Genomic DNA, 24,625 nt, shown 5'->3' on the forward strand with positions numbered 1-24,625 from the left:
GTCCAGGAGGCCGGAGACGCCAGCCTGAAGACGCGCCCGTCTAATCACACCAACCAGCGGCACGCAGACGGTCACAGTCTCATGAAGTCGAACGGAATGGACTGGTCAGAGCACCGCTGCTGCTGCTTCCTCCTGTGGCTGGGGCAGACCGAAGGCCGCCGCAGCCACGTGCGCGGCTAGCAGCGGCGGGACGGCGTTGCCGGCCTGCTCATACTGCTTCGTCTGTGTTCCCCGCCAGGGGTAGTCCGCCGGGAAGGACTGCAACACGCCGGCTTCCCGGACGGTGATGCGCGCTGCGTCCGACGCGGCGATGCGGTTCTTCCACGCACCGCGTTCCCGGGATACGTCCAGGGCGCGGCGTGCCTGGGTCGGAAAGGGCTCGGCGCCGCCGGTCTTACCACCGCCAGCGGTGACGGTGGGCGCGGGCCGGTCGGTGGCCCCCCAGCCAACGCCCTCTGCCATGGACACCCAGCGGGCGCGGGACTCGCCGAAGAGGTTCCCTTCCTCGCCGTGTTCGGTGTGGGTGGGCTCGGGGGGCTGGGCAGTACGCACGCAGGACGCGATGAGGAGCGCTCGCCGCCGGCTCTGCGGCACACCGAAGTCCGCTGCGTTCAGGTTGCCGCACCAGACGCTGTAGCCCCACCCCCGGAGGATCTCCCCGTAGTGGCGGAACAACGGCAGTGCGTCGGGTACCTCCTCCATGACAGTGTCCTCGGGCCGCAGGGCATGGAGGTAGCGCATCGGCTCGGCAGCGAGCAGCGAGCGGGGATCCAGGCATTCCGCCAGCAGTTCCGCACGGGTATCCCGGCCGCGGGCGAGGTCGTCGATCACCTGGTGAACGTGGGGCTGGTCCTGCAGTCCTAGCTGCTTGCCTGCTCGCGACCAGGCCTGGCAGGGCGGGGAGGCGATCAGACGGCGGATGCGGCCGAACATGGGCGCGGTTGCGATCTGGGCCACGTCCGCGCGGACAGTCGGATGCCCCGCGGCAGCCCGTGTCTGGCAGGCGGCAGCGTCCCACTCGATGCCAATGTCAGTGAGGCCGTGGTATCGGCGCAGGCCTTCGGACCAGCCGCCGGGGCCGGCAAACAAGTCCAGGGTGTCGGGAGCGCCGGCGGTCGGCATCAGTCCTCCGTGTCAAGAGTGCGCGTACATGGCGAGGTCGGAATCGCCGAGTCCTGCCCGGCTGGCAGGGATCAGCAGCCAGCTCAAACGACCTTACAGGCGCGGACCAGCCGACCGCGGAGGCCTGGCACCGAGCACACCGCAATGACCGTCCGATCCTCCGAGCCGCAGCTCTCGCCGCCCGGGGGTCGACCTCCGCCACATGCGGCACGCCCGGAGAAGCGCAGAGGCCGGGTCCCGGAAGGCTGACCACCAGGACTCCCGGCCGCAGGCTCGCAGAGGCCCTCTCCAGCCAGCCTGGGTTGTCTCCGGGCAGCAGCTGCTGCGCGTGGCCCTGATGGCTGCGGCCAGCGCCACTGGCAACCCAGTGCCACCAGGCCCCCGGCGAGGGCCCACCGTCGCCCCCAGTGTCCTGCAGCCTGATCCGGGGGTCCAGGCAAGATCGAGACTTAAGCCCCAGAACCCGGCCGTCGCCGTATACGTGGATGAGTCCGCCCGCTACCTCGCCACGGCGGCCTTCGGGGGCCTACCGTCGTTCCCGCCCCGCGTCCAGGGCGACCCGGAAGGGCGTCGGCGGCTACTCGGTGCTCGCCGGACGGGACACGTTCCTCGACCGGCCCCACGCGTGCATCCGCGCGAGTGTGCCGAAGGAGCGCCGCGGGCAACGAACCGGCCCTGTCGGAACGATTGCCTACCGCCCTGCGCGCGGTTCCGGTCGAGGATGTGGCCGCGGCGGGCGACGCACCGTTCGGCCATGCTGAACTCACCTGCGTGGAGCTCAGCGACATCGAGCAGACAGCCGTCACCGACCGACGCGATCGCCCCGGCGCCGGACAGCGGCGAATCGCACCGTCCCTGACCGGCTGCCGATGCCCACGCTCCGGCTCAGCCCGGGCGAGGGCCTGCTGCCATGTCCGAGAACGGTTGCCTGGCCCGCGATCCGACCTGGCGGGCTCCGACGGTGAGGGCCTGGAGCCCGGCGCCAAGTGCCGACCGAGTGCCCCCGGACCCTCCCGGGACGGTGAGAGCCGTGTCCGCCTGGCACCGCTACCGGGCCAGGGAAGTACCGGCCCCTTGTCCGTCCGGCCGGACAGCCACGATATCGGCGGTGTGGTCCCGTCACCTGGCGACCAGCGCGTCCCTACCCAGTAGCCACTTCTTTGTGCGTACTGGGCAGCCACATGCAGCGCCACGAGACTGGTGCCCAGAAGGGGACGAAGGGAGATGACCGAAAGGTCAGGAGACCGGCAGTTCGACCTCTCCTACCTGCTCGGCCTGCTCGGCCGCCATCCGGTCGAGCCGCTCGTGGCCCAGGTCGGAGATCGGGCCGAGCGCGTCGGAGAGTCGGCGGCCGAAGTCGGTCAGGGAGTAGACCGTCTTCAGCGGAAGGACGTCGTACACCTCGCGGTGCACCAGGCCGTCGGACTCCATCTCGCGCAGGGCCTGGGTGAGGACCTTCTCACTGAGGCCGGGCAGCAGTCGGCGCAGTTCGGCGGGGCGCTGCGGGCCTGCCTCCAGCAGCCAGAGCAGAGATGTCTTCCACTTGCCGTCGATCACGGCGACCACGGCGGTCACCCCGCACACGTTCGGGTCCACGGCCTGACCGCGCGTCATCTCTTCCCCCCGGAGTCGTCGCTGTCCACCACCATGTCTACAGGAGATGAAGTATGTCGACCAACCTCACCCGGCCCACCGTCACCGTGCTCGGTCTCGGGCCGATGGGACGCGCCCTGGCCGGCGCCTTCCTGGACGCCGGCGCCCACACCACGGTCTGGAACCGCACCCCGGGCCGGGACGCCGCACTGGTCGCCCGGGGCGCGGTGAGCGCGACCACGCCCGAGGAGGCCGTGGCCGCGAGCGACCTGACCGTCATCTGCGTGGTGAACTACGACGCCTCGGACGCCGTGCTGCACCGCGAGGAGGTGGAGGCCGCGCTCAAGGGCCGGACGCTGGTCAACCTGACCGCAGACTCGCCGGACCGCGCCCGGGCCACGGCCGCCCGGGCGGCGCAGCACGGCATCGGGTACCTGGACGGCGCCATCATGACGCCGGCCCCGAGCATCGGCACACCGGAGGCGGTCTTCATCCACAGCGGGCCCGCCGACCTCTACGAGCGGTACGCGCCGGTGCTGGCGGCGCTCGGCGGCACCCACACCCACCTCGGCGAGGAGATCGGCCGGGCGGCCGGCTTCGACATCGCCCTGCTGGACATCTTCTGGACGGCGATGGCCGGCTTCGTGCACGCGCTGGCGCTGGCCAAGGCCGAGGGCATCGCCGGGCGGGACCTGGCGCCGTTCGCCCAGGGAATCGGTGCGATCCTGCCCCCGCTGTTCGCCGAGTTCGCCGAGGACTTCGACAGCGGCAGCTACTCGGGCGCGATCAACCCGCTCACCTCGGCGGTCTCCACCATGGCCCACGTCGTGCACACCGCCGAGTCGCACGGCATCGAGTCCGGACTGATGCGCGCCGCCGAGGGCCTGGTCCGCCGCACCATCGCCCTCGGCCACGGCACCGACGGAGTAAGCCGCCTCGCCGAAATCCTGACCCGCACCTGACCCCGACCGGCAACGGCCCGGTCGCCGGCACCCACGACGACGGCACCACAATCGCCGACCACCTGTCGGCCCATCAACAAAAAGGCTGCTGGCCTGGGATCGCTCCCAGGCCAGCGGCCTTCCGACATCACTGTCGGGACGACAGGATTTGAACCTGCGACCCCTTGACCCCCAGTGAAGGGGTTTGACTATTGTCGACATCCGAGGCCGAGCCTCGGCTCTTCTGTTGCTCAACTGCGCTCAAAACATGGGAAGTTGATGCTCATCGTGGAGAGAGACCTGATCCCGGCGTTCGGGCGCTGCCGGCTGCTGGACCTTCGGCCGAAACAGATCGAGGACTGGACGGCCGCACAGCGCAGGGCCGGCCGGGGCCGGGTCACGCTGTACCGGGTCGTCTCGACGCTGCGCAACGCGCTGAACCATGCGGTGCGGTCGTGGCGGCTGAAGTTCAACCCGGCCGAGCAGTGCGTGCCGCCCACCTGTCCGGCTGGACGCCGGTCAGGTGGCTTGCGTGGCAGCGTAGTTACTCAGGTTGAACCTGTGAGGCGCGTAACGCGCCCACGCACACCAGGGCTCCGCGCAGAGCGGGTCAGCTGCCCGGGTGGGAGCCCGCCCAGCCGTGTTCGAGCAATGCGAAGGCCTCGTCGGCGGCGCGGTTCGGCTCGGCGTGCCGCAGGATGAGGCCGCGGGCCTCAAGGGCGAAACGGGCCAGTGCGGCGCAGCTGATGTCGTCCTCGGGGGCACCGACAGACTCGGTGATGGCTCGCGCCAGGGCCGCTTCGTGGCGCGTCCACATGCGGTGGGCGTAGTCGCGCAGCGCGGGGGTCTCCTGCACCATGCGCGTGAAGTCGGCGAACCGCGGGTCCGTGGTGTGGACGGCGAACTGGGTCTGTTTCAGCAGGATGTGCTCGCGCAGCGCCTGGGGGATCGACTGGCCTGGGGTGCGGTCGCGCACGGCGGCGACGAGCGCCGCTTCGAGGTCGTCGTCCTGGTCGAAGACCAGGGCTTCCTTGCTGGGGAAGTGCTTGAACAGGGTGGTTACCGAGACGTCCGCGGCGTCGGCGACGTCCTTGACGCCGACCTGGTCGTAGCCGCGGTCGAGGAAGAGTTCGAGTGCGGCGTCGGCCAGGGACTGGCGTGTCTGGGCCTTCTTGCGCTCGCGGCGCCCGGTCGGTTCGGTCACTCGCCCATGATATCCCAAGATGCAGCGACTTCGAAAGTTTAGTCATTGCGCTTATTTTGCGAGTGTGCTTTCTTGATGATGCCGGCCCCCCGGCGGCTCACCCACCTCCCGAGGGACACACCCATGAACTCTGCTCGTGATCCCCGCATCGCGATCGTCGGCGCCGGCCTGGGCGGCCTCGCCTGCGCCCGAGTCCTGCAGCAACACGGCCGCTCCGCCACCGTCTTCGAACGCGAGGCCTCCGCCGACGCCCGCCCGCAGGGCGGCACCCTCGACCTGCACGCCGACACCGGCCAGACCGCCCTGCGGGCGGCGGGGCTCCTCGACCCGTTCCACGCCCTCGCCCGCCCCGAAGGAGAGGAGTGGCGCGTGCTCGACTTCACCGACGCCGCCCTCCTGGCGCACCAGGGGCCTTCCGCCGCCGGCGGCCGGCCGGAGATCGACCGCGGCCAACTGCGCGAACTGCTCCTGGACTCACTCACCGAGGGCACGGTGCGATGGGACCGCGCCGTCAGCACGGTCACCCCCCTCGCGGACGGCACCTGCCGACTGCTGTTCGCTGACGGCGCCGCCGAGGACTTCGACCTGGTGATCGGCGCCGACGGCGCCTGGTCGCGCGTCCGCCCGGCCCTGTCGCACGCCGCACCCCGCTACACCGGCGTCACCTTCCTCGAGACCGGATTCGACCACTGCGACACCCGCCATCCCGACCTCGCGCGGCTGGTCGGCAACGGATCGATGCTGGCGAAGGGCGCCGGCAGGTCCCTGGTCGCCCAGCGCAACAGCAACGGCCACATCCGCGCCTACATCGCGCTCCGCACGCCGCAGGACTGGCACACGGCCGCCGGTATCGACCTCGGCGACCAGCGGGCCGTACGCGCGCACCTGCTGAGGATGTTCGACGACTGGGACGAGAGCCTGCGCTACATCCTGCGCAACAGCGACAGCGGGTTCGTCAACCGGCCCCTGTTCGTCCTGCCCGCCCCGCACACCTGGCAGCACGTTGCCGGCGTCACGCTGCTCGGCGATGCCGCGCACCTGATGCCCCCGGCCGGGCTGGGCGCCAATCTCGCGATGCTCGACGGCTCCGACCTCGCCCACGCCCTCGTCACCGAACCCAGCATCGACGACGCCGTCCGCGCCTACGAGAGCATCATGCTGCCGCGCTCGATCGAGGCCGCGACGAGCAGTGCGCAGGGACTCGACCACCTCGTTCCCGCAGTGACTTCCTGAGCAGACTCCACCGCCCCCGGCCGCCCGCGGCCGTTGTTGCCCTCGTGCTCGTCCGGTACCAGGCGTCCGTCGCCGAGCTCGTCGGCGTCGTCGTACGCCTCGTCGGCCAGGATCGACAGCGCGGTGTGGAGGAGGTCGGATACAGACCACCCTTGGCCCGCTGATCACAGCGGGCCAAGGGCGCCATCACCTCAGCCGCGAACTCCTCCGACCACCCCCGCCACAACGCAAGGTCCCCGGCCCTCCTACCAACGAAGAACTACCGATGACACGATGCGACAAGCCTCCCGACAAAGCACTGCTAGCGGGGACGCGACCCGCTGTAGAGGTCCAGGTAGCCCACGTACAGCATCAGCTGCTGCAACGTGTAGAACGTCTGACCACCGGCAACGACGGGCGGGGTGCCGGCATTGTTCATGACCCGGTAGACCCAGTTCGAGATCCCGGCCCAGTTCGTCTCCAGGTTGACGTTGTCCCGGCCGATCTGGGCGAGACCGTGGTCGCGGATGTTGCCGCGGATGTTGTCGAAGATCCGCCCGAAGCGCGCTGCCTCCGAGGTGGCCTGGATCATCATGATGAGGGAGTCCGCCAGGACGGCGCGCCCGCTGGCGGAGTTCTGGAGAGCGGAGATCTGACGGACCTGCCGCAGGGCGTTGTCGAGCCTCGGCCCGTTGATCTGCTGGTTGTACCGAGTGTCACCACCGGGCAGGCCGTTGTAGTTGCTGGACCAGGGGAGGGTGCTCGCCTGGACGCCCAGCACCCGGTTGAAGCGCTCCCTCGACGCGTTGCCGTCGTTGAAGACCCAGTGCGTGCCCCCGACCTGGTAGAAGCCGGCCAGGTACAGGTTGTGCGGCCAGAAGTAGATGGCCCCCTGGTAGGCGCCGCTCTGGAACAGGCTGATCTGGATGAGCTGGTCGTTGTCCGCCACGACGGTCTCGTCCAGGTCGGTCCTGAACCAGTCGTGGCTGCTGAGCGAGTGGAGCTGGGCGATCACGTCCCAGTACCGCTGGTGCGCCTGAGCGCCGCCGCCGCTCAGGTCGCTGATTTCCCAGTTGATGTTGCTGAGACGGTTGTTCGTGTCGGCGTGCGCCGCGGGCGGCGTCATACCCATGAGCCCGACCGCCAGCGCCAGGGCGACCAGTGAGCCGACCAGCCGTCGGCGCACGCGTACCAGCGCACCGGGTCCGTTCATTGTGAGCATGCGGGAATCCCTCGATCGTGTAACGACAGGTCGTCAGCGCGCCCGCCCGGCCAGCGGCTTCCGCACACGGCGAGCATCCACGGCGCGCTGTCGGCACGCTAATCGACCCCGTGATTCACTGATGTTCCGTCAGGGCTGCGGCTCTTGACCAGCAGTGCACTGCCGCGGAACTCTTCGGCACCTCACCCGACGAGGCGGGATCCCAAGCGGCGGACAGGCGGACCTTCGAGGAACGTGACCGCAGGATCGTCGCCCGGCTCGCCACCGGACACAGTGCGGTCGCCGAGTCGACGAACGCCACGCCGCAGGCACGCGCACGACTCATCGCCATCGCCATCGCCATCGCCATCGCCATCGCCAGGCGCTTCAACGCCCCAGTGACCGTGCTGCGATTCAACCCGGACGTCACCGGCCTCCTCCACGAGTACGAACATGCGATCTGATCAGGGCGGATGAGGTTTTCGGCAGGAGCAGGTAGGCGCAGCCGTCGGAGGGTGAAGCCCTCCGGCGGCTGTTCGCGCACAGGCCAGAACCGGGGCACGGATGGACCAGCCGGCTATGACCGGCGGACGTACGGTGACGACCGGAGTCGACCTCGCCTGCCCGTGCAGCCCGGTCCATGCCCCACTCGCCCCGTAGGGCGCGCCGCGGCCTCCGCCTTCCCCGGCGGAGGCCCGGTGGATGTCGACGAGCAGCGGCCAACCGCCCAGAGCGCTCCGCCGTGCCGTCGGTGGCACAACGCCCCTCGGGCTCATCGGGTGGTGCGGCCGGGACCAGAGGAGAGAACGACATGACGGACGACCACGGCCTCCCGCGGGGGTTCGCCCGCTCCGAGACCGCCCGTGCGGAGGCGTTCAGCGACGGCGTGCTGGCCATCGCCGTGACCATCCTGGTCCTCGGGCTCACGGATCCGCCCCACGAACCGGGCGGACTCGGGCGGGCCCTGCTCCGCCAGTGGCCGGTCTACCTCGGCTACCTCGCCTCCTTCAGCTATGTGGCGGTCATCTGGCTGAATCACCATCAGGCCTTCGTGCGGATACGTGTCATGGATCGCGGGTTGCACGCGGCCAATCTCCTCCTGCTCTTCACCACTGCGGCGCTCGCCTTTCCCACCGCGGTGCTGTCGGGCGCGCTGCAGAACAGCGTCATCGACAGCGACGCTCGCGTGGCCGTCGCGCTGTACGCCGGGATCGCGGCAGGCATGTGCGGCAGCTGGATCGTGCTCTACGGCCATCTGGACCGGCGCCCGGAACTGCTGCACCACGCTGTCGAACCCTCCTACGTCGCTCACGGCAGGCTCCGCTCGTGGGCCGGCGTGATGGCGTATCTCCTCGCCGGCGCGGTCGGCGCGCTTACCGCCCCGGTCGTCGCACTCGCCGTGTTCGTCGTGCTGCCTGTCTTCTACTTCCTGACCAGCGAGGGGCTGCGGCTGCCCGGTCGCGGCCGACCGGAAGCGAATCGCCAGGAGTAGGCGGGAGAACCGGTGAGCCGTCCGGCCGGCACACCTGGTTGCATGCTTGGGGGCCTTCCACGGATGAGATGCACCGTGGGAGGCCCCCGCGTCTATGTCGAGGAACCGGTCCTCGCCGAGCAGGAGCCGGCCGTCCAGGGTGAGTTCGGTGGAGGTACGGGCACTCGGGACGGGTCGCGATCTGCCGAGCAGGGGCATCCCCGGGTGGGCGGGCCCTGGATCGACAGCTGCGCGCACGTCTTCCCGGTCACGAGTGTCGACCCGGCAGGCCCGAGGACCCTTGACGGCGTTCAGACCAGGAACCGAAGCCGGCTCGGATGTCCTGACAACGCACCGGCACCCGATGGGAAGTGCGCCACCCGCCTGGCGCGGAGCAGTGCGCTGTGGTGCCAATTCCTGAGCACAGAGGGAGGATTCGGCCGATCGATCCGACCGTAGTTTCGGGGTGTGCCGAAGCCGCGACTGCGGTGAGCACCCTACCGATTGCTCCGAAGGGATCCCTCATGTTCGACATCACCAAGGTTCAGGCCGCCCCGAGCTCGGACCTCCTCACGCCCGACAACGCGGTCATGCTCTTCGTGGACCACCAGCCGCAGATGTTCTTCGGCACCGGCAGCGGTGACCGCACCGCGATCATCAACAGCACCGTGGGGCTCGCCAAGGCGGCTCGGGCTTTCGACGTGCCGGCCGTCCTGACCACGGTGGCCGCCGAGTCCTTCTCCGGGCCTCTGCTGCCTCAGCTCGCCGAGGTGTTCCCCGAGCACGAGATCATCGACCGCACGAGCATGAACGCCTGGGAGGACGAGGCCCTCGTCGCCGCCGTCAAGGCGACCGGGCGCAAGAAGATCATCCTCGCCGGTCTGTGGACCGAGGTCTGCCTGGTGCTGCCCGCGCTCTCCGCGCTGGAGCAGGGGTACGAGGTGTACGTCGTCTCGGACGCCTCCGGTGGCGTCAGCCCAGCCGCCCACGAGCACGCGCTGCAGCGGATGCTGGCCGCCGGCGCGGTGCCGGTGACCTGGGTGCAGGTGCTCCTGGAGCTGCAGCGCGACTGGGCGCGCCAGGAGACGTACGGCGCGGTCATGGAGATCGTCAAGGCCCACGCGGGCGCGTACGGCCTGGGCGTCGTGTACGCGCAGAGCGTCATCGGCGCGCACGCCGCGGGCTGACGCCCGTGGACACCGGCATTCTGATCCTTCGTCTGCTGGCGGGCCTGCTCGTCGCCGGACACGGCGTGCAGAAGATCAGCTCCCACCTGGGCGGCAAGGGACTCGAGGGCGGGACGGAGGAGTTCCGCGCCGACGGCTTCCGCGGCGGTGTCGTCACCGCCCTGGCGGCGGGCGGCGGCCAGATCGGCTCCGGTCTGCTGCTCGCCGCCGGCTTTCTGACCCCGCTCGCCGCGACCGGCGTCATCGGGGTCATGACGGTCGCGCTCACCGTGAAGTGGCACCACGGACTCTGGGTGCAGAACGACGGGTACGAGTACCCGCTCGTCCTCATCGGCACCGCCGCCGCTCTCGCCGCCACCGGCCCCGGCGCGTGGTCCTTCGACGCGGCCCTCGGCCTGACTCCGTACCCGCTGTGGTGGGCCGCCGTCGCCCTCGTGGCCGGCCTCGGCAGCGGGCTGCTCACCCGGCTCGTACTGCACGGCCGGGCCCCGGCGGCGGCGCGGACCGCGGCCCCCGGCGGCCGCTGAGCACGAGCCGCCACAGACCGGGTCCGGCCGCCCTGCGACCCCCGCGCGGGCGGCCGGGCCCTCCCACCTTCCACACCAGGAGTACCGATGGAAACCGCGACCACCGCGACCACCGCATCCACCACCGCACCCTCGCGCGGCGGCGGTCAGCCGCTGCTGCACCAGAAGGGCGGCGAGACCCAGACGTTCGGCACGCTGAAGCAGCTGCCGATCGGCCTCGGCCACGACACCCGCATGTACGCCTGCCAGCGCCTCAACCGCGTGCTGGCCGATACGCAGATCCTGTACTCCCTCTACAAGAAGCACCACTGGCTCATGCGCGGGGCGACCTTCTACTCGCTCCACCTGATGCTGGACAAGCACGCGGAAGCCCAGCTGGCCGTCGTGGACGCGCTGGCCGAGCGAATCCAGAGCCTCGGCGGTGTCGCGGTCGCGGACCCGCGCCACGTCGCGGAGCTGACGGCCATTCCGCGACCGCCGAACGGTGTGGAGAAGGTCCCCGTCATGCTGTCGCGGCTCCTCGACGCGCACGAGCGGATCCTGATCGACGCGCGGGACGCCGCCGCCCGGATCTCGGCGGAGGGCGACGAGGGCAGCACCGACCTGCTCGTCTCCGAGGTCATCCGCCCCGGCGAGGCGCAGGTGTGGTTCCTGGCCGAACACCTCGTGGACACCCCCCTGGTACAAGGCTGATGAGGACAGGCACGAACGGGAGATCCACAGCATGAGTACAACCTCCCCCTCCACCACCGGCGGCGCCGACGACGTACAGGGCAGCCGGCCGGACGGTCCCCCGGAACGCCGCTTCGAACCCGACCTCCGGTCGATGACCCGGATCAACCTCCGCCCCATCGCCTCCCCCATGCCGCTGGGCTTCTTCACGGTGGCGATCGCCTCCGTGATGACGGGGTGCATGCAGCTCGGGCTCTTCGACACGGAGGCCCGCGGCGCCGTCGCCCTGTGCGTGCTGCCGGCCTTCGCGCTGCAGTTCCTGGTGAGCATCCTGGCGTTCGGCGCCCGGGACGTGATCGCGGCGACGCTGATGGGCGTCTTCGCCGGCAGTTGGCTGGCCTACGCGCTCGTCATGTTCAGCGGCTCGGCCGACGGTCTGCGCGTGCTGGGCGTCTTCAACCTCGCGCTCCTGGTCTTCGGGGCGCTGATGACCGCCGTGACACGGCCCAAGCGCGCGCTGTGGCTCGTCGTGCTGGTCTCCCTGCCCCGCTGGGCGACCACCGGTCTGTCAGGTCTCACCGGCGCCGAGTGGCTCACCCGCACGTCGGGTGCCCTCGGCCTCCTGGTGGCGATCGTCGCGATGTACACGGCCTTCGCCCTGATGCTGGAGGACATGCGCAGTGAGGAGGTCCTGCCCATCGGCCGCAGCGGGCCGGCCCGCAACGCTGTCGAGGGCGGCCTCGCGGTGCAGCTCCGCAACCTGGAACGCCAGGCCGGCGTGCGACGAACGCTCTGACCGTCCCGCGCCCATGAACACCGCAACCGCACCGTCACCACGACCGAACAGGAGCTCCCCCATGTCCCGATCCGCCGAACCCACCGTCGTGCTGGTCCACGGCGCCTTCGCCGACGCCTCCAGCTACGCCCGCGTCATCCCGGAGCTGACCGCCGCGGGCCTGAAGGCAGTGGCTCCCGCGGTGCCCAACCGCGGCCTGGTGGAAGACGCCGCGTACATCGCCTCGGTGATCCGTGCCGTCGACGGCCCCGTCGTCCTGGTCGGCCACTCCTACGGCGGCGCCGTCATCACCCTGGCCGGCGTGGAGGAGAACGTCCAGGCACTCGTCTACCTGGCGGGCTACGCGCTGGAGGAGGGCGAGAGCCTGGGCGAGCTGCAGGGGCGTTTCCCCGACTCCGGCCTCGCCGACGCGCTCGTCTTCACGCCGTTCCCCGTGGCCGGATCCACCGAGGCCGGCACCGACGTCTCGGTGGATGTCGAGCGGTTCCCCGCCCTCTTCGCCGCCGACGTCGACCCCGGACTCGCCGCGGTGCTCGCCGTCTCCCAGCGCCCCCTGGCCGCGCGGGCCTTCTCGGAGGCAGCCCCGGTCGCGGCCTGGAAGAGCAAGCCGTCGTGGGGCCTGGTCGCCACCTCCGACCGGACCATCAACCCCGACGTGGAGCGCTACGGCTACGAGCGGGCCGGCATGACCACCGTCGAGGTCGAATCCTCGCACCTGGTCATGCTCGCCCGGCCCGAGGCCGTGGCCGCACTGATCCAGGACGCGGCCCGGTCCGTCACCCGCTGACCCGCCCGTGCCGCCGGTGCCCGTGCCCGTGCCGAGCCCACCCCCGGTGGGGGCTCGGCACGGGCGCACGAGCCTCTGACCTCGAACGATTGGTTGATTATGTTCGAACGCTGATAGCTTCGGTCCGCCCCCGGGAACACTCGGCGGGCGAACGGAGGAAGCACAGCCATGAGGTTCGGCGCGAGGCTCGCGCTCGCCGTTATCGCCATCGTCGTCACGGCCGCCGCATGTGTCGCCCCTCCCAGCGCTTCCTCGTCCGGCGAGGCCGGGGACTGCGGGCCGTACGCGCGGTACGGCAGCCACCCTGGAACCCACGTCACCGTCTACGCGCCCAGCCGGGACCGGGAAGCAGACCTGTTCGAAGAGACCTGGGCCGGCTTCGCCGCCTGCACGGGGATCGACGTCCAGTACGAGGGGAACGGGGAGTTCGAGGCCCAGATCCAGGTGCGGGTCGAGGGCGGCCACGCTCCCGACGTGGCGTTCTTCGCCCAGCCCGGGCTCCTGGAACGTTTCGCGCGCGGGGGAAAGCTCGAACCCGCGAGCGCGGAGCTCGTCTCCCTGGCCGAACAGGGCTGGTCGGCGGACTGGAACAGCTACGCGACCGTGAACGGCACCCTCTACGGCACTCCGCTGGTCGCGAACGTGAAGTCCTTCGTCTGGTACTCGCCGAAGCTCTTCCGCGACAGGGGGCTGACCGTCCCCCGCACCTGGGCCGAACTGATGGACCTGACGGAGAAGGTCGCCGCATCGGGGGTCAAACCGTGGTGTGCGGGCCTCGAATCCGGCGAGGCCACCGGTTGGCCCGTGACGGACTGGATCGAGGACGTCCTGCTCCGCCAGCAGGGGCCGGACGTCTACGACCAGTGGGTCTCCCACCGGATCCCGTTCAACGACCCGCGAGTGATCCGGGCCATGGACACGGTGGGGTCCGTCCTCAAGAACGACCGCTATGCCAACGGCGGCTACGGACCGGCCCGCTCGATGGCCTCGATCTCCTACCAGGACGGCGGCACGCCGATCCTCTCCGGCGACTGCGCGATGCACCGCCAGGCGTCGTTCTACGCCGAGCACTGGCCGAAGGGCACCCGGATCGGACCGGACGGGGACGTGTTCGCCTTCCTCCTTCCGGGGGCGGACACCACCAGCAAGCCCGTCCTGGGCGGAGGGACGTTCGCCGCGGCATTCTCCGACCGCCCCGAGGTGCGGGCCTTCCGGGAATACCTGGCGAGCGCCGACTTCGCCGACGCGCGGATGAAGAAGGGCCCCTTCGTCTCCGCGAACAAGGGAGTGGATCCGGCCGACGCCGCCGGCCCGATCGACAAGCTCTCGATCCAGCTGCTCCAGGATCCCCGGACACAGTTCAGGTTCGACGGTTCCGACCAGATGCCCGCGGCAGTCGGCGCGGGCACGTTCTGGAAGGGGGCCGTCGACTGGATCGGCGGCAAGGACACCGAATCGGTGGCGGCGGCCGTCGAACGGTCCTGGCCGAGCCACTGATGCCGTTCGACGTCGTCGCTCAGCAACCCAAGCTGGCCCACCTTCTCCAGGGCGTCGCCGCGTTCTCGGCCGTGGTCGGCCTGATCCTCCTGGCGCTGCACCGGGGGCCGGTACGGCGGCGGGGCGCGGCCTTCCTGCTGCTGGCCCCCGCCCTGCTGCTGCTCACCGTCGGCCTCCTGCTGCCCGGCCTGCACACCCTGGGCCTGTCGTTCATGGGCGACGAAGGGGACACCTGGGTCGGCGTCGACAACTACGTGTGGATGTTCACCGACCCCGAGGCGCTGATCGCGCTCCGCAACACCCTGGCGTGGGTGGTGCTCGTGCCCCCGCTGGTGACGGGGATCGGTCTCCTCTACGCCGCGGCCGTCGTACGGGCGCGGTTCCGGGCGCTCGCCCTGTCCCTCGTCCTGCTGCCGATGGCGATCTCGTTCGTCGGCGCCGGCCTGGTCTGGAAGTTCGTCTACGCCTACCGGCCGGCCGGCGCGGAGCAGATCGGGCTGCTGAACGAACTCGTCGTGGCGTTCGGCGGCGAGCCGAGACAGTGGCTCGTGGACTCCCCCTGGAACATCCTGTTCCTCATCGTGGCGATGGTGTGGAGCCAGGCGGGCTTCGCGGCCTTCCTGCTGGCGGGCGCGATCACGGCGGTTCCCGGCGAGATCGTCGAGGCGGCCCGGCTGGACGGCGCGTCACCGCGGCAGATCTTCCGGCACATCACCGTGCCGTCGATCAGACCCACGCTGCTGGTCGTCGTCCTCACCGAGGTGATCGGCACCTTCAAGGCGTTCGACATCGTCAAGACCATGACCGCCGGGCAGTTCGACACCGGTGTCATCGCCCACGAGATGTACGACCAGTCCTTCCGCTACGGCCGGACCGGCCACGGCGCGGCCCTCGCGGTGCTGCTCTTCCTCCTCGTCACCCCGGTCGTGGCCTACAAGGTCCGTGCGCAGCGGAGCGCGGCGTGAACGGCGTGAGCGGGGAGCGTGGCGTGCGCGGTGTCCGGGAGCGGCTGTCCTCCCGCGTGTTCTCGCTGGCCGCCGTGGTGATCGCGATCCTGTGGACCGTGCCGACGCTCGGTCTGTTCCTCTCCTCGTTCCGTCCCGAGGCCGCGATCAAGACGACCGGCTGGTGGACCGTGTTCGGCTCGCCCCACCTCACGCTCGCCAACTACCGCGAGGTGCTGTTCGGCACCGGGAACGCGTCGGGCCGGCTCGCCGACCACCTCGTCAACTCGATCGTCATCACGCTGCCCTCGGTGCTGTTCCCGCTCGTCCTGGCGTTCCTCGCCGCGTACGCCCTGGCGTGGATCGACTTCAGGGGGCGCGACGCGCTCGTCGTCGGCATTTTCGCGCTCCAGATCGTGCCCCTCCAGATGGTGCTCGTCCCGTTGCTGCGGCTCTTCTCCCGTGGATGGCTGTTCCTGCCCGCCTGGAACGCCACCGGAGCGGCTCGGTTCAGCCAGGTGTGGTTCGCCCACACGGTGTTCGCGTTGCCGGTCGCGGTGTTCCTCCTCCACAACTTCCTGGCCGGACTGCCCCGCGACCTGATCGAAGCGGCCCGGGTCGACGGCGCGTCGCACGCGACGCTGCTGCTCCGGATCGTCCTGCCGCTGGCCCGCCCGGTCCTGGTGACGTTCGCGGTCGTCCAGTTCATCTGGGTGTGGAACGACCTGCTGGTGGCGATGACGCTGTCGGGCGGGACCGCCGGGACCGCTCCGGTGACGGTCGCACTGGCGGCCATGGCCGGGACGCGCGGCAACGAGTGGCAGCGGCTCACCGCGGGGGCGTTCGTGTCGGCGTTCGTCCCGCTGCTCGTGTTCCTCCTCCTCCGGCGGCACGTCGCCCGGGGTCTGCTCGCGGGGTCCGTCAAGGGATGACACCGGAGGAGACGAGCACGGGCGCCCGGCTGAGCCGGCCGGGTCTGCGCGGCCGGGAAGCCGAGCTGGAACAGCTGCGCGCCATGGTCGAGGCGGTGCGCGACGGCGACGGCAGTGGGATGGCCCTGCTCCTCGGCGAGCCGGGGATCGGGAAGACCGCCCTGCTGGAGGAGACCGTCTCGATCGCACGCGCCAGCGGGTTCACCGTCAGCCGGGGGCGCGCCGAGGAACTGCACGAGCTGGCACCGCTGGCGTCGCTGGCCTCGGGCCTGCTGCACGGCGACCCGCCGCTGCTGGCCGCGGAGGACTTCGCGCACCTCGCGGGCCACCACGACCAGCGGGTCTGGCTGGTGGAACGGCTGGCCCGGCTGATCGAGGAGCGCTCGACGGGCGCGCCCGCGCTGATCGCGATCGACGACGTCCAGTGGACCGATCCGCTGAGCCGCTTCGCACTGAACGTCATGCCGGCACGGCTGCTGGCCTCCCCGGTCCTCTGGCTGCTCGCGGGAAGGGAGAACCCGGACCTGCGCGGGGGCGCCACCCGGACGGCGACGCTCGCGCTGCGGCCGCTGTCCGGTGCGGCGCTCGCCGAGGTGGCGCGGGACGTACTCGGCGGGACGGTACCGGATCGCGTCACCGGGCTGCTCGACACGGCCGGCGGTAACCCCTTCCTCGCGGTGGAGGTGCTGGAAGGCATCGCGGCGTCGGGTGCGGACGGGGCCGAGCCGCCGGAGCGGCTGGTGCTCGGGGTCCGCGGCAAGCTGTCCGCGCTCCGACCGGGCACCCTCGAATTCCTGCGGATCGGCTCGGTCCTGGGCCGCGCCTTCCACCTCGCCGACGCCGCCGCCCTGTGCGGCAAGCCGGCCTCGGGCCTCATCGGCGAACTGCACGAGGCGATCGGCGCCGGGCTCGTCGAGGACGACGGCGAACGCCTCGTGTTCCGCCATGATCTGCTCCGGCAGGCGGTCTACGCCGACCTCGCGCCCTCCGCGCGGCGGGCACTGCACCGGGAGGCGGCGAGTCGGCTCGTCGCGGCGGGCCGGACCTCGGCCGACGCGGTCCCGCACCTGCTCAAGAGCGCCGAACCGGGTGACCGGGAGGCGATCCGGCTGCTCGGCCGCGCCGCCTCGGACGTGCTCACCGTCATGCCCGACCTCGCCGCCGATCTGTCCGTGCGCGCCATGGAACTGGTGCCGCCCCACGATCCCGCGGAGTTCGACGTGGGTGAACGGGCCATCACCGCCCTCACCCGTGCGGGCCGGTACACCCGGGCGCGGGAGATCGGCGACGTCCTCCTGGCCCGGCAGCCCCCGTTGGACGTCTTCGCCCGTCTGCAGTCGGTCCTCGGGGACACGCTGTGGCACCTCGACGACATCCACGAGCTGTCCCGCCGCTCGACGGCCGCCCTGGGCGTCGTCACCGACCCGGCGGTCCGCGCCCGGCTGACCGCGCGGCTCGCGCTCGCCCAGTCCCGCGGCCGCGACCTCGGCAGCGCTCGCGGGACCGCGGAACGGGCGTTCGCCGAGGCGGAGTGCGCGCAGGACCGGGAGGCCCGCGTCGTCGCGCTGTGGGGCCTGGGCGAGATCGCCCTCAACGCGGGCGAGTGTGCGTCCGCCGTCGACCACCACACGGCGCTCAGCGCGTTCGACGCGGCGTTCCTGCCCGAGGAGGTCGTCGCCCGGGTCCACCTGGACGACTTCGACACGGCCCGGCACCTGCTGCGGACGGCGGGCGACGACCCGCTGCGACCCGCGATGCTGATGTGGGCGCAGGGAAGCCTGAATCTGGGGCTCGGGCGGCTCGACGACGCGGAGGCCGACCTCGTCACCACCGAGCGGCTGGAGGCGGACATCCAGGTGCCCGCGAACCTGGTCAACATTCGCGTCCACCGGGGCTGGCTGGCACTGCTGCGTGGCGATCGCGAGGCCGCGGAGGAACACGTCGAGGTGGTCAGGGCGGCGGTGGCCGGCCGGCCGAACCCGGGGAACCACGCCGCCCACCAGTACCTGGAGGCCCTCCTCGCCGACACCGACGGCGACCACGCGGCGGCGGCCGAACGGTTGCGATCCGCCCAGCGGGACCACCCCTTCGTCCGCTGGAGGCTCCTGCGCACCCGGTTCGTCGAGGCCGTGCAGATCGCCCTGCGGGCCGGAGACCGGGCCCTGGCCGTGGACCTCGCGGCCCAGGCGGCCGACTACGCCTCCCACAACCCCGCCGTGCCGACGGCACAGGGGACGGCCACGCACACGGCGGCACTGGTGAACGCCGATCCCGGCCTCCTGGAACGGTCCGTCCGGATCCTTCTCAACGGGCCCCGGCCGCTGCACCTCGCGGCGGCCCGCGCCGACCTCGGCCGCGCGCTGTCGGCCGTAGGAGACGCCGCCGCGATACCCGCCCTGACGTGGGCCCACGAGGCGTACGCCCACGCGGGGGCCGGCTTCGCGGCCGACCGGGTCCGGGCGGAACTGGACCGGGCCGTGACGGGCTCCGGCCGGCGTCCGGCCCGCCTCCGTCCCAGCCAGGGGTGGGGCGCGCTCACCGCTTCGGAACGCAAGGTCGCCCGGCTCATCGCCGCAGGACACACCAACCGGTCCGCCGCTGCCGCCCTGGTCGTGTCTCCGCACACGGTCAGCACGCATCTGACGTCGATCTTCCGCAAGCTCTCGGTGAACTCCAGGGTCCACCTGACCCGGCTGGTACTCGCGCAGGCCGAAGTCGAGGCGGCTGGCCCGGCCCTGTCCGCGCACTCTGCGCCCGGGGGCAAGGCCCGGGGCGCCGCACGACAATCGGCGGCGCCTCCCCCGCCATAGCGTGACGGCATTCCGCGCCGCGACGACGCGCGGACCAGCCGAACCGAAGCGAGGAAGACACAGCCATGCCGTACATCACCGTGGGCCAGGAGAACACCACCGCCGTCGAGGTCTACTACGAGGACCACGGCACCGGCCGGCCGGTCGTGCTCATCCACGGCTTCCCCCTCGACGGCCACTCCTGGGAGCGCCAGAGCGCCGCGCTCCTCGACGCCGGCTACCGCGTCATCACCTACGACCGCCGCGGCTTCGGCCGGTCCTCCCAGCCGACGACCGGCTACGACTACGACACCTTCGCGGCCGACCTGAACACCGTGATGGAGACCCTCGACCTGAACGACGCCGTCCTCGTGGGCTTCTCCATGGGCACCGGCGAGGTCGCCCGCTACGTCTCCGCGTACGGCACCGCCCGCGTCGCCAAGGTCGCCTTCCTCGCCTCGCTGGAGCCCTGCCTGCTGAAGAGCGACGACAACCCGGACGGTGTCGCCCCGCAGGAGTTCTTCGACGGCATCGTCGCCGCGGTGAAGGCCGACCGCTACGCCTACTACACCGCCTTCTTCAACGACTTCTACAACCTCGACGAGAACCTGGGCACGCGCATCAGCGAGGAGGCCGTCCGCAACAGCTGGAACACCGCGGCCGCCGGCGGTTCCTTCGCGGCCTCGGCGGCGCCGTCGACCTGGTACACCGACTTCCGCGCCGACATCCCGGCCGTCGATGTCCCCGCCCTGATCCTGCACGGCACGGCCGACCGCATCCTCCCGGCCGAGAACACCGCGCGTCCCTTCCACAAGGCGCTCCCGTCCGCCGACTACGTCGAGATCGACGGCGCCCCGCACGGCCTGCTGTGGACCCACGCGGAGGAGGTCAACGCCGCGCTCCTCGCGTTCCTGGCGAAGTGAGGCCGCTCCGGGCCGCCCACCCGCAGTGAGCCCCCCACCCGCGGTGAGCCCCCGCCCGCGGCAGCCGGAGGTCCGGCCGCCGCGGGCGCCGGCGCCGGACGATCAGGACTCCTCCGGCCACGAGGCCCGCGACCACCGCATCCAGACAGGTTCAGGAGAGCAGAAGCACCATGCAGTTCGGCATCTTCACCGTCGGGGACGTGACACCCGACCCCACCGACGGCCGCGTCCCGACGGAACACGAGCGCATCAAGGCGATGGTCGCCATCGCCCTCAAGGCCGAGGAGGTCGGCCTTGACGTCTTCGCGACCGGGGAGCACCACAACCCCCCGTTCGTCCCGTCGTCCCCGACCACCCTGCTCGGACACATCGCCGCCCGCACCGAGAAGCTGGTCCTGTCCACCGCCACGACCCTGATCACCACCAACGACCCGGTGAAGATCGCGGAGGACTACGCGACGCTCCAGCACCTGGCCGACGGCCGGGTCGACCTCATGCTGGGGCGTGGCAACACCGGACCGGTGTACCCCTGGTTCGGCCAGGACATCCGCCAGGGCATCGACCTCGCCAGGGAGAACTACGCGCTGCTGCGCCGGTTGTGGCGTGAGGACGTGGTGGACTGGGAGGGCAGGTTCCGCACGCCCCTGCAGGCCTTCACGTCGACACCGCGGCCGCTGGACGGCGTCGCGCCGTTCGTCTGGCACGGGTCGATCAGGTCGCCCGAGATCGCGGAACAGGCCGCGTTCTACGGCGACGGTTTCTTCCACAACAACATCTTCTGGCCCGCCGACCACACCAGGCGCATGGTCCAGCTGTACCGGCGCCGGTACGCCCACCACGGCCACGGCCGTCCGGAGGACGCCATCGTGGGGCTGGGCGGCCAGGTCTTCATGCGCAAGAACTCGCAGGACGCGATACGGGAGTTCCGTCCCTACTTCGACAACGCGCCGGTCTACGGCCACGGCCCGTCGCTGGAGGAGTTCACCGAGCAGACCCCGCTGACCGTGGGCTCTCCCCAGCAGGTCGTCGAACGGACCCTGTCCTTCCGGGACAGCGTGGGCGACTACCAGCGCCAGCTCTTCCTGATGGACCACGCGGGTCTGCCCCTCAAGACCGTCCTGGAGCAGCTCGACATCCTCGGCGAGGAGGTCGTGCCCGTGCTGCGCAGGGAGTTCGCGGTCGGACGTCCGGACGACGTGCCGGACGCCCCCACCCACGCGGCACGGGTCACGGCCGCCGCGACCGCGCGGGAGGTGGGCGCCGCGTGAGGCTGGTCGCCGTTTCCGCGGGGTTGAGCACCCCTTCCTCCACCCGCCTGCTCGCGGACCGGCTGGCCGAGTCGGTCCGCGACGAACTCGCCGTCCAGGGCCGAGCCGTGTCGTCCGAGGTCGTGGAGCTGCGCGAACTGGCCGGCGATGTCGCCAACCACCTCCTGACCGGCTTTCCGGCACCGCGCCTGGCCGCCGCGATCGACGCGGTGACGGGAGCCGACGGCCTGATCGTCGTCACCCCCGTGTTCACGGCCTCCTACAGCGGCCTGTTCAAGTCCTTCTTCGACGTGATCGCCCCGGACGCCCTCGCCGGCACACCGGTCCTGATCGCGGCCACCGGCGGTACGGCTCGCCACTCCCTCGTCCTGGAGCACGCCGTGCGACCGCTCTTCGCGTACCTGCGCGCCACCGTCGTCCCCACCGCGGTCTACGCGGCGTCCGCGGACTGGGGATCCGGAGGAGACCAGTACGCGGACGGCCTGCCCGCCCGCATCCGCCGCGCGGGCGGCGAGCTGGCCGCGCTCCTGGCCGACCGCCCGACCCGGGCCGAACCCGAGGACGACGTCACCGCCCTCGAACGGCAGCTCGCCGACCTGCGCTTCGACTGAAGCCGGTCGCTCCGAGGCGCCGCCTGCCCGGGCGGACCAGCCGTGCCGCATACTGATCCGCCGTACCGCATGTGGACAGCTCTCGTCCCGTGCGGCCCCGGCCGGCGGAGTGAGTGTGAACCGATTGACGACATGGCCCTTCCCCGAGGACGTCGAGGGCGGGGGGACCCCGGTCCGCGGCAGGGAGAAGGAACTGGCGTTCGTCGAGGCGCGGCTCGACGCCCTCGCCCGGGGGGCAGGCGGGATCGTCCTCGTCGAAGGCCCCGCGGGAATCGGCAGGTCGAGGCTGCTCGTGGAGGCCTCGGCCGCCGCGGAACGGCGCGGGACGAGGGCGTTCCGGGGTGGCGCCGACCCCGACGAGCAGTTCGTGCCGCTCAGCCCGTTGCTGGACGGGCTGTTCGCGGGCGAGGAACCGCTCGCGGGCGCCGACCGGCTGCGGGACCTCGCCGCGACGCCCGGCCAACGGTTCTGGCTGCTCCAGGAACTGGGGGACCGCCTGCGGGAGGCCGCTCGGAGCGGGCCGCTGCTCATCGTCCTCGACGACCTCCAGTGGTGCGACGAACTGACGCTCCTCACCTTCCACACCCTCGCGGCCGCACTCGCGCCGCACCCGATCCTGTGGCTGGTCGCCGTACGCCGCGGGAGCGTGCCTCCCCGGGTCCGCACGACGCTGGACAGGATCCGGCAGGCCGGGGCGCACGACTTGGTCCTGGGGCCGCTCGGTGACGCGGCGGTCGCCCGGATCGCCGAGGACGCCCTGGGCGCGGTTCCCGACTCGGGCGTCCTCCGTGTCGTGCGCCGCGCCGAGGGTGTACCGCAGTTGCTCAAGGACCTGCTCGACGCGATACGGGACGAGGGGCTGGTGACGATCGAGAACGGCACGGCCCGACTGTCGGCCGGATCCCTCCCCCTGCCGCGACTGCCCTCCGTCGCGGGCCGGCTGACCCGGCTTCCCGCCCCGGCCCGCGAACTCGTGGAGACGGCGGCCGCGGTGGGACGCCCCGTCACCGTGGACCTGCTGGCCGAGCTGCTCGGCAGATCACCGGCGGCGCTGATCGGCGCCGTCCAGGAATCCCTCGACTCCGGTCTGCTCGTCGAAAGGGACGACCGTCTGGAGTTCCGCCACGAGCTGGTCCGTGAGGCCGTGGAAGCCGGTCTCCCTCCCACCTTGCGCGCCACCCTGCGGGGTCATGCCGCCGAGGTGCCACCGGCGCGTACGGCGCGCGCGCCGGTGCCCGTGGGTGGGCGGCTCGGCGACCGGACGGCCGTCGAACGGCTGCGTGCCGCCGCGGCCGATCTCGCGGCCACCGCGCCCGGAGCGGCGGCGGAGCTCAGCCTCAGAGCCCTGGAACTCACCATGGAGGACCCGGCGCAACGGCCGAGGGTCATCGCCGAGACGCTCCCGCTGCTCTGGCAGATGGGGCAACCGGCCCAGGCACACGACCTGGGGACGTCGGCCCTGGCCGCCGGTGGTCTCGGGCCCGACGACGAGGCGCGAATACGCCTCGCCATGGCGCGCCTCGCCAGTCACTTCGATTTCGCCGAGGCCGTCCGCCAGGCCCGCGCGGGGGCGGCGCTGCCCGGGATCCCGGCCGCACTGCGGGCCCGGCTGCTCGCCCTGTTGTGCCTGGGCCTGTCGCTGGCGGGTGACCCCGAGGGTGCGGAGCAGACCGCTGCCGAGGCGCGGGAGGCCACCGATGCGGCCCGGGACGGCATCGCCCAGGCCACCATGATGGTGGTCGACTCGGCCCTGTGCTTCTACCGGATGGACTGGAACGAGGCGCTCCGCCGGGCGAGCCGGGCGGCCGCCCTGGCGGCCGGACTGGGCATCACCCCTTCGGTCTGGATTCCGGAGGCGCTGTGGCAGTGCCTGCTGCTGACCGTGGCCGGCCGCACCGCGGAGGCGCTCGCGCTCGCCGAGGCCGGGGTCCACGACACCCGCCACCGGGGCCGGGCGGCGGCCGCACGCATGTGGCTCATGCACCGCGCCCGGGCGCTCCTGGACGCCGGGCGGCTGGCGGAAGCCCGGGCCGATGCGGAAGCCGCCGCCGACATGAGGGGTGCGTTCGACGGCGGAGACCTCGCCGAACTCATGCTCCTGTACACGCTGACGCGAGTGGCGATCCACACCGACGACCGCGAAGCCGCCCAGCGGTGCGCGGCGCAGGCGCGGCGCGTGCGGGGTACGGGCGCACCGCTCGCCCGTAGCGTCAGTGCCTGGATGCTGGTACAGCTGGCGGACTTCGACGGCCGGCCCGACCGGGCCCTGGCGGAACTCCACGAGGTGCTGGCGGCGCTCGCCGAGGAACGGCCGGCCCTGGTGAGCCCGGTCGACCCGATGGACACTCCCGCCCTCGTCCGCATGGCCCTGCGCGCCGGCGCATCCGACCGGGCCGCCCCGGCCGTCGAGGTGGCCGAGCGGCGAGCCGCGCGCAACCCGGACTTCACGATCCTCGCCGCCAGTGCCGCGCACGCCCGCGGGCTGCTCGACAACGATCTGGCGCACCTCCGGCACGCCGCCCGGCTGTACGAGGGGTGCTCACGCCCGATCGCCCGGGCGTCGGCACTGGAGGACGTCGGACGCAAGCTCGCGACCACCCGCAGGCCCGAGGCGGTGCCGTACCTGGACAAGGCGCTCGTGCTCTACGGCCAGGCAGGCGCCGAGCGGCACGTCGCGCGGGTCCGTCGACGCCTGCGGGCCGCCGGAGTGCGCCGACGCCCCTCGCCGGCCGGATCGGCCAAGGAATGGCCCGAGCTGACGGCGTCCGAGCTCCGGGTGGCGCGGCTCGTGGCCCAGGGGCTGACGAACCCGCAGGTGGCCGCAGAGCTCTCCGTGTCGCCCCACACGGTGGGCTCGCACCTGCGCCGCGCCTACACCAAGCTCGACATCGCCTCCCGCGCGGAGCTGGCCCGACTGGTGGAGAGGCGCGACAGCGGAGAGTGATCGC

Annotated in this window: 21 protein-coding genes; 16 read left to right on the top strand and 5 right to left on the bottom strand. The window is 71.7% G+C overall.

What is annotated here, in order from left to right:
• Positions 1 to 105: 105 nt before the first annotated feature.
• Positions 106 to 1,122: a DNA cytosine methyltransferase gene (locus tag ABT263_RS20390; protein WP_352291864.1), complete on the bottom strand. Its 1,017-nt coding sequence runs from the start codon at positions 1,120 to 1,122 to the stop codon at positions 106 to 108.
• A gap of 1,236 nt (positions 1,123 to 2,358) precedes the next feature.
• The gene (locus ABT263_RS20395) at positions 2,359 to 2,736 is read right to left on the bottom strand and encodes a winged helix-turn-helix transcriptional regulator (protein WP_352291866.1); all 378 of its coding nucleotides are present in this window, start codon (positions 2,734 to 2,736) and stop codon (positions 2,359 to 2,361) included.
• Between the two features lie 53 nt (positions 2,737 to 2,789).
• Here ABT263_RS20395 and ABT263_RS20400 point away from each other — a divergent pair, with 53 nt between their 5' ends.
• Entirely contained in the window at positions 2,790 to 3,677 is an 888-nt protein-coding gene (locus tag ABT263_RS20400) for an NAD(P)-dependent oxidoreductase (protein WP_352291868.1), read from the top strand.
• A 589-nt stretch (positions 3,678 to 4,266) separates the two neighbouring features.
• Here the strand turns inward: ABT263_RS20400 and ABT263_RS20405 are convergent.
• Positions 4,267 to 4,860: a TetR/AcrR family transcriptional regulator gene (locus tag ABT263_RS20405; RefSeq protein WP_352291870.1), complete on the bottom strand. Its 594-nt coding sequence runs from the start codon at positions 4,858 to 4,860 to the stop codon at positions 4,267 to 4,269.
• A gap of 123 nt (positions 4,861 to 4,983) precedes the next feature.
• On the opposite strand from ABT263_RS20405, the gene ABT263_RS20410 reads away from it, so the two are divergent.
• Entirely contained in the window at positions 4,984 to 6,093 is a 1,110-nt protein-coding gene (locus ABT263_RS20410) for an FAD-dependent oxidoreductase (RefSeq protein ID WP_352291872.1), read from the top strand.
• Between the two features lie 301 nt (positions 6,094 to 6,394).
• Here the strand turns inward: ABT263_RS20410 and ABT263_RS20415 are convergent, their stop codons facing one another.
• Together ABT263_RS20415 and ABT263_RS20420 are read right to left on the bottom strand one after the other, a co-directional pair.
• Positions 6,395 to 7,294, bottom strand: a complete 900-nt coding sequence (locus tag ABT263_RS20415) for a ribosome-inactivating family protein (RefSeq protein WP_352291874.1) — start codon at positions 7,292 to 7,294, stop codon at positions 6,395 to 6,397.
• Between the two features lie 115 nt (positions 7,295 to 7,409).
• Entirely contained in the window at positions 7,410 to 7,703 is a 294-nt protein-coding gene (locus ABT263_RS20420) for a hypothetical protein (RefSeq protein ID WP_352291876.1), read from the bottom strand.
• A gap of 381 nt (positions 7,704 to 8,084) precedes the next feature.
• On the opposite strand from ABT263_RS20420, the gene ABT263_RS20425 reads away from it, so the two are divergent.
• From ABT263_RS20425 to ABT263_RS20490, 14 genes are all read left to right on the top strand, one after another.
• A complete protein-coding gene (locus ABT263_RS20425; protein ID WP_352291878.1) occupies positions 8,085 to 8,765 on the top strand; it encodes a TMEM175 family protein in 681 nt (226 codons plus the stop codon).
• Between the two features lie 503 nt (positions 8,766 to 9,268).
• Positions 9,269 to 9,931, top strand: a complete 663-nt coding sequence (locus ABT263_RS20430; RefSeq protein WP_352291880.1) for a hydrolase — start codon at positions 9,269 to 9,271, stop codon at positions 9,929 to 9,931.
• A gap of 5 nt (positions 9,932 to 9,936) precedes the next feature.
• Complete coding sequence (locus ABT263_RS20435) at positions 9,937 to 10,458, top strand: DoxX family protein (RefSeq protein ID WP_352291881.1); 522 nt, start codon at positions 9,937 to 9,939, stop codon at positions 10,456 to 10,458.
• A gap of 87 nt (positions 10,459 to 10,545) precedes the next feature.
• Positions 10,546 to 11,151 carry a Dps family protein gene (locus ABT263_RS20440; protein ID WP_352291883.1) on the top strand — a complete coding sequence of 202 codons (606 nt, stop codon included), beginning with the start codon at positions 10,546 to 10,548 and terminating at the stop codon, positions 11,149 to 11,151.
• Positions 11,152 to 11,182: 31 nt separating this feature from the next.
• Positions 11,183 to 11,926, top strand: coding sequence for an acetate uptake transporter family protein (locus ABT263_RS20445; protein WP_502885830.1), 744 nt, complete (start codon positions 11,183 to 11,185; stop codon positions 11,924 to 11,926).
• A gap of 61 nt (positions 11,927 to 11,987) precedes the next feature.
• Positions 11,988 to 12,713, top strand: coding sequence for an alpha/beta fold hydrolase (locus ABT263_RS20450; RefSeq protein ID WP_352291885.1), 726 nt, complete (start codon positions 11,988 to 11,990; stop codon positions 12,711 to 12,713).
• A 168-nt stretch (positions 12,714 to 12,881) separates the two neighbouring features.
• Positions 12,882 to 14,210, top strand: coding sequence for an ABC transporter substrate-binding protein (locus tag ABT263_RS20455; protein ID WP_352291887.1), 1,329 nt, complete (start codon positions 12,882 to 12,884; stop codon positions 14,208 to 14,210).
• Positions 14,210 to 15,175, top strand: coding sequence for a carbohydrate ABC transporter permease (locus tag ABT263_RS20460; protein ID WP_352291889.1), 966 nt, complete (start codon positions 14,210 to 14,212; stop codon positions 15,173 to 15,175). Before ABT263_RS20455 ends, ABT263_RS20460 begins: the two co-directional genes overlap by 1 nt.
• A complete protein-coding gene (locus tag ABT263_RS20465) occupies positions 15,172 to 16,086 on the top strand; it encodes a carbohydrate ABC transporter permease (protein WP_352291890.1) in 915 nt (304 codons plus the stop codon). Before ABT263_RS20460 ends, ABT263_RS20465 begins: the two co-directional genes overlap by 4 nt.
• Entirely contained in the window at positions 16,083 to 18,896 is a 2,814-nt protein-coding gene (locus ABT263_RS20470) for an ATP-binding protein (protein WP_352291892.1), read from the top strand. Before ABT263_RS20465 ends, ABT263_RS20470 begins: the two co-directional genes overlap by 4 nt.
• Positions 18,897 to 18,961: 65 nt before the next feature.
• Positions 18,962 to 19,798: an alpha/beta fold hydrolase gene (locus ABT263_RS20475; RefSeq protein ID WP_352291894.1), complete on the top strand. Its 837-nt coding sequence runs from the start codon at positions 18,962 to 18,964 to the stop codon at positions 19,796 to 19,798.
• A gap of 170 nt (positions 19,799 to 19,968) precedes the next feature.
• Positions 19,969 to 21,066 carry an LLM class flavin-dependent oxidoreductase gene (locus ABT263_RS20480; RefSeq protein WP_352291896.1) on the top strand — a complete coding sequence of 366 codons (1,098 nt, stop codon included), beginning with the start codon at positions 19,969 to 19,971 and terminating at the stop codon, positions 21,064 to 21,066.
• On the top strand, positions 21,063 to 21,677 hold the full coding sequence (locus ABT263_RS20485) for an FMN reductase (protein ID WP_352291898.1): 615 nt from the start codon (positions 21,063 to 21,065) through the stop codon (positions 21,675 to 21,677). Before ABT263_RS20480 ends, ABT263_RS20485 begins: the two co-directional genes overlap by 4 nt.
• Positions 21,678 to 21,792: 115 nt before the next feature.
• A complete protein-coding gene (locus ABT263_RS20490; protein ID WP_352291900.1) occupies positions 21,793 to 24,621 on the top strand; it encodes a helix-turn-helix transcriptional regulator in 2,829 nt (942 codons plus the stop codon).
• The last annotated feature ends 4 nt before the right edge of the window (positions 24,622 to 24,625 follow it).

Origin of the sequence: Kitasatospora sp. NPDC001603 (genome assembly GCF_040298365.1) — a bacterium.
In the GTDB taxonomy this organism is placed as follows: domain Bacteria; phylum Actinomycetota; class Actinomycetes; order Streptomycetales; family Streptomycetaceae; genus Kitasatospora.

Excerpts from the sequence above, each read along its gene's own strand:
- ABT263_RS20425 (WP_352291878.1), top strand. The coding sequence starts at position 8,085 with ATGACGGACGACCACGGCCTCCCGCGGGGGTTCGCCCGCTCCGAGACC.
- ABT263_RS20430 (WP_352291880.1), top strand. The coding sequence starts at position 9,269 with ATGTTCGACATCACCAAGGTTCAGGCCGCCCCGAGCTCGGACCTCCTC.
- ABT263_RS20400 (WP_352291868.1), top strand. The coding sequence starts at position 2,790 with ATGTCGACCAACCTCACCCGGCCCACCGTCACCGTGCTCGGTCTCGGG.
- ABT263_RS20390 (WP_352291864.1), bottom strand. The coding sequence starts at position 1,122 with ATGCCGACCGCCGGCGCTCCCGACACCCTGGACTTGTTTGCCGGCCCC.
- ABT263_RS20445 (WP_502885830.1), top strand. The coding sequence starts at position 11,183 with ATGAGTACAACCTCCCCCTCCACCACCGGCGGCGCCGACGACGTACAG.
- ABT263_RS20440 (WP_352291883.1), top strand. The coding sequence starts at position 10,546 with ATGGAAACCGCGACCACCGCGACCACCGCATCCACCACCGCACCCTCG.
- ABT263_RS20410 (WP_352291872.1), top strand. The coding sequence starts at position 4,984 with ATGAACTCTGCTCGTGATCCCCGCATCGCGATCGTCGGCGCCGGCCTG.
- ABT263_RS20480 (WP_352291896.1), top strand. The coding sequence starts at position 19,969 with ATGCAGTTCGGCATCTTCACCGTCGGGGACGTGACACCCGACCCCACC.
- ABT263_RS20395 (WP_352291866.1), bottom strand. The coding sequence starts at position 2,736 with ATGACGCGCGGTCAGGCCGTGGACCCGAACGTGTGCGGGGTGACCGCC.
- ABT263_RS20470 (WP_352291892.1), top strand. The coding sequence starts at position 16,083 with ATGACACCGGAGGAGACGAGCACGGGCGCCCGGCTGAGCCGGCCGGGT.
- ABT263_RS20475 (WP_352291894.1), top strand. The coding sequence starts at position 18,962 with ATGCCGTACATCACCGTGGGCCAGGAGAACACCACCGCCGTCGAGGTC.
- ABT263_RS20415 (WP_352291874.1), bottom strand. The coding sequence starts at position 7,294 with ATGCTCACAATGAACGGACCCGGTGCGCTGGTACGCGTGCGCCGACGG.
- ABT263_RS20455 (WP_352291887.1), top strand. The coding sequence starts at position 12,882 with ATGAGGTTCGGCGCGAGGCTCGCGCTCGCCGTTATCGCCATCGTCGTC.
- ABT263_RS20450 (WP_352291885.1), top strand. The coding sequence starts at position 11,988 with ATGTCCCGATCCGCCGAACCCACCGTCGTGCTGGTCCACGGCGCCTTC.
- ABT263_RS20460 (WP_352291889.1), top strand. The coding sequence starts at position 14,210 with ATGCCGTTCGACGTCGTCGCTCAGCAACCCAAGCTGGCCCACCTTCTC.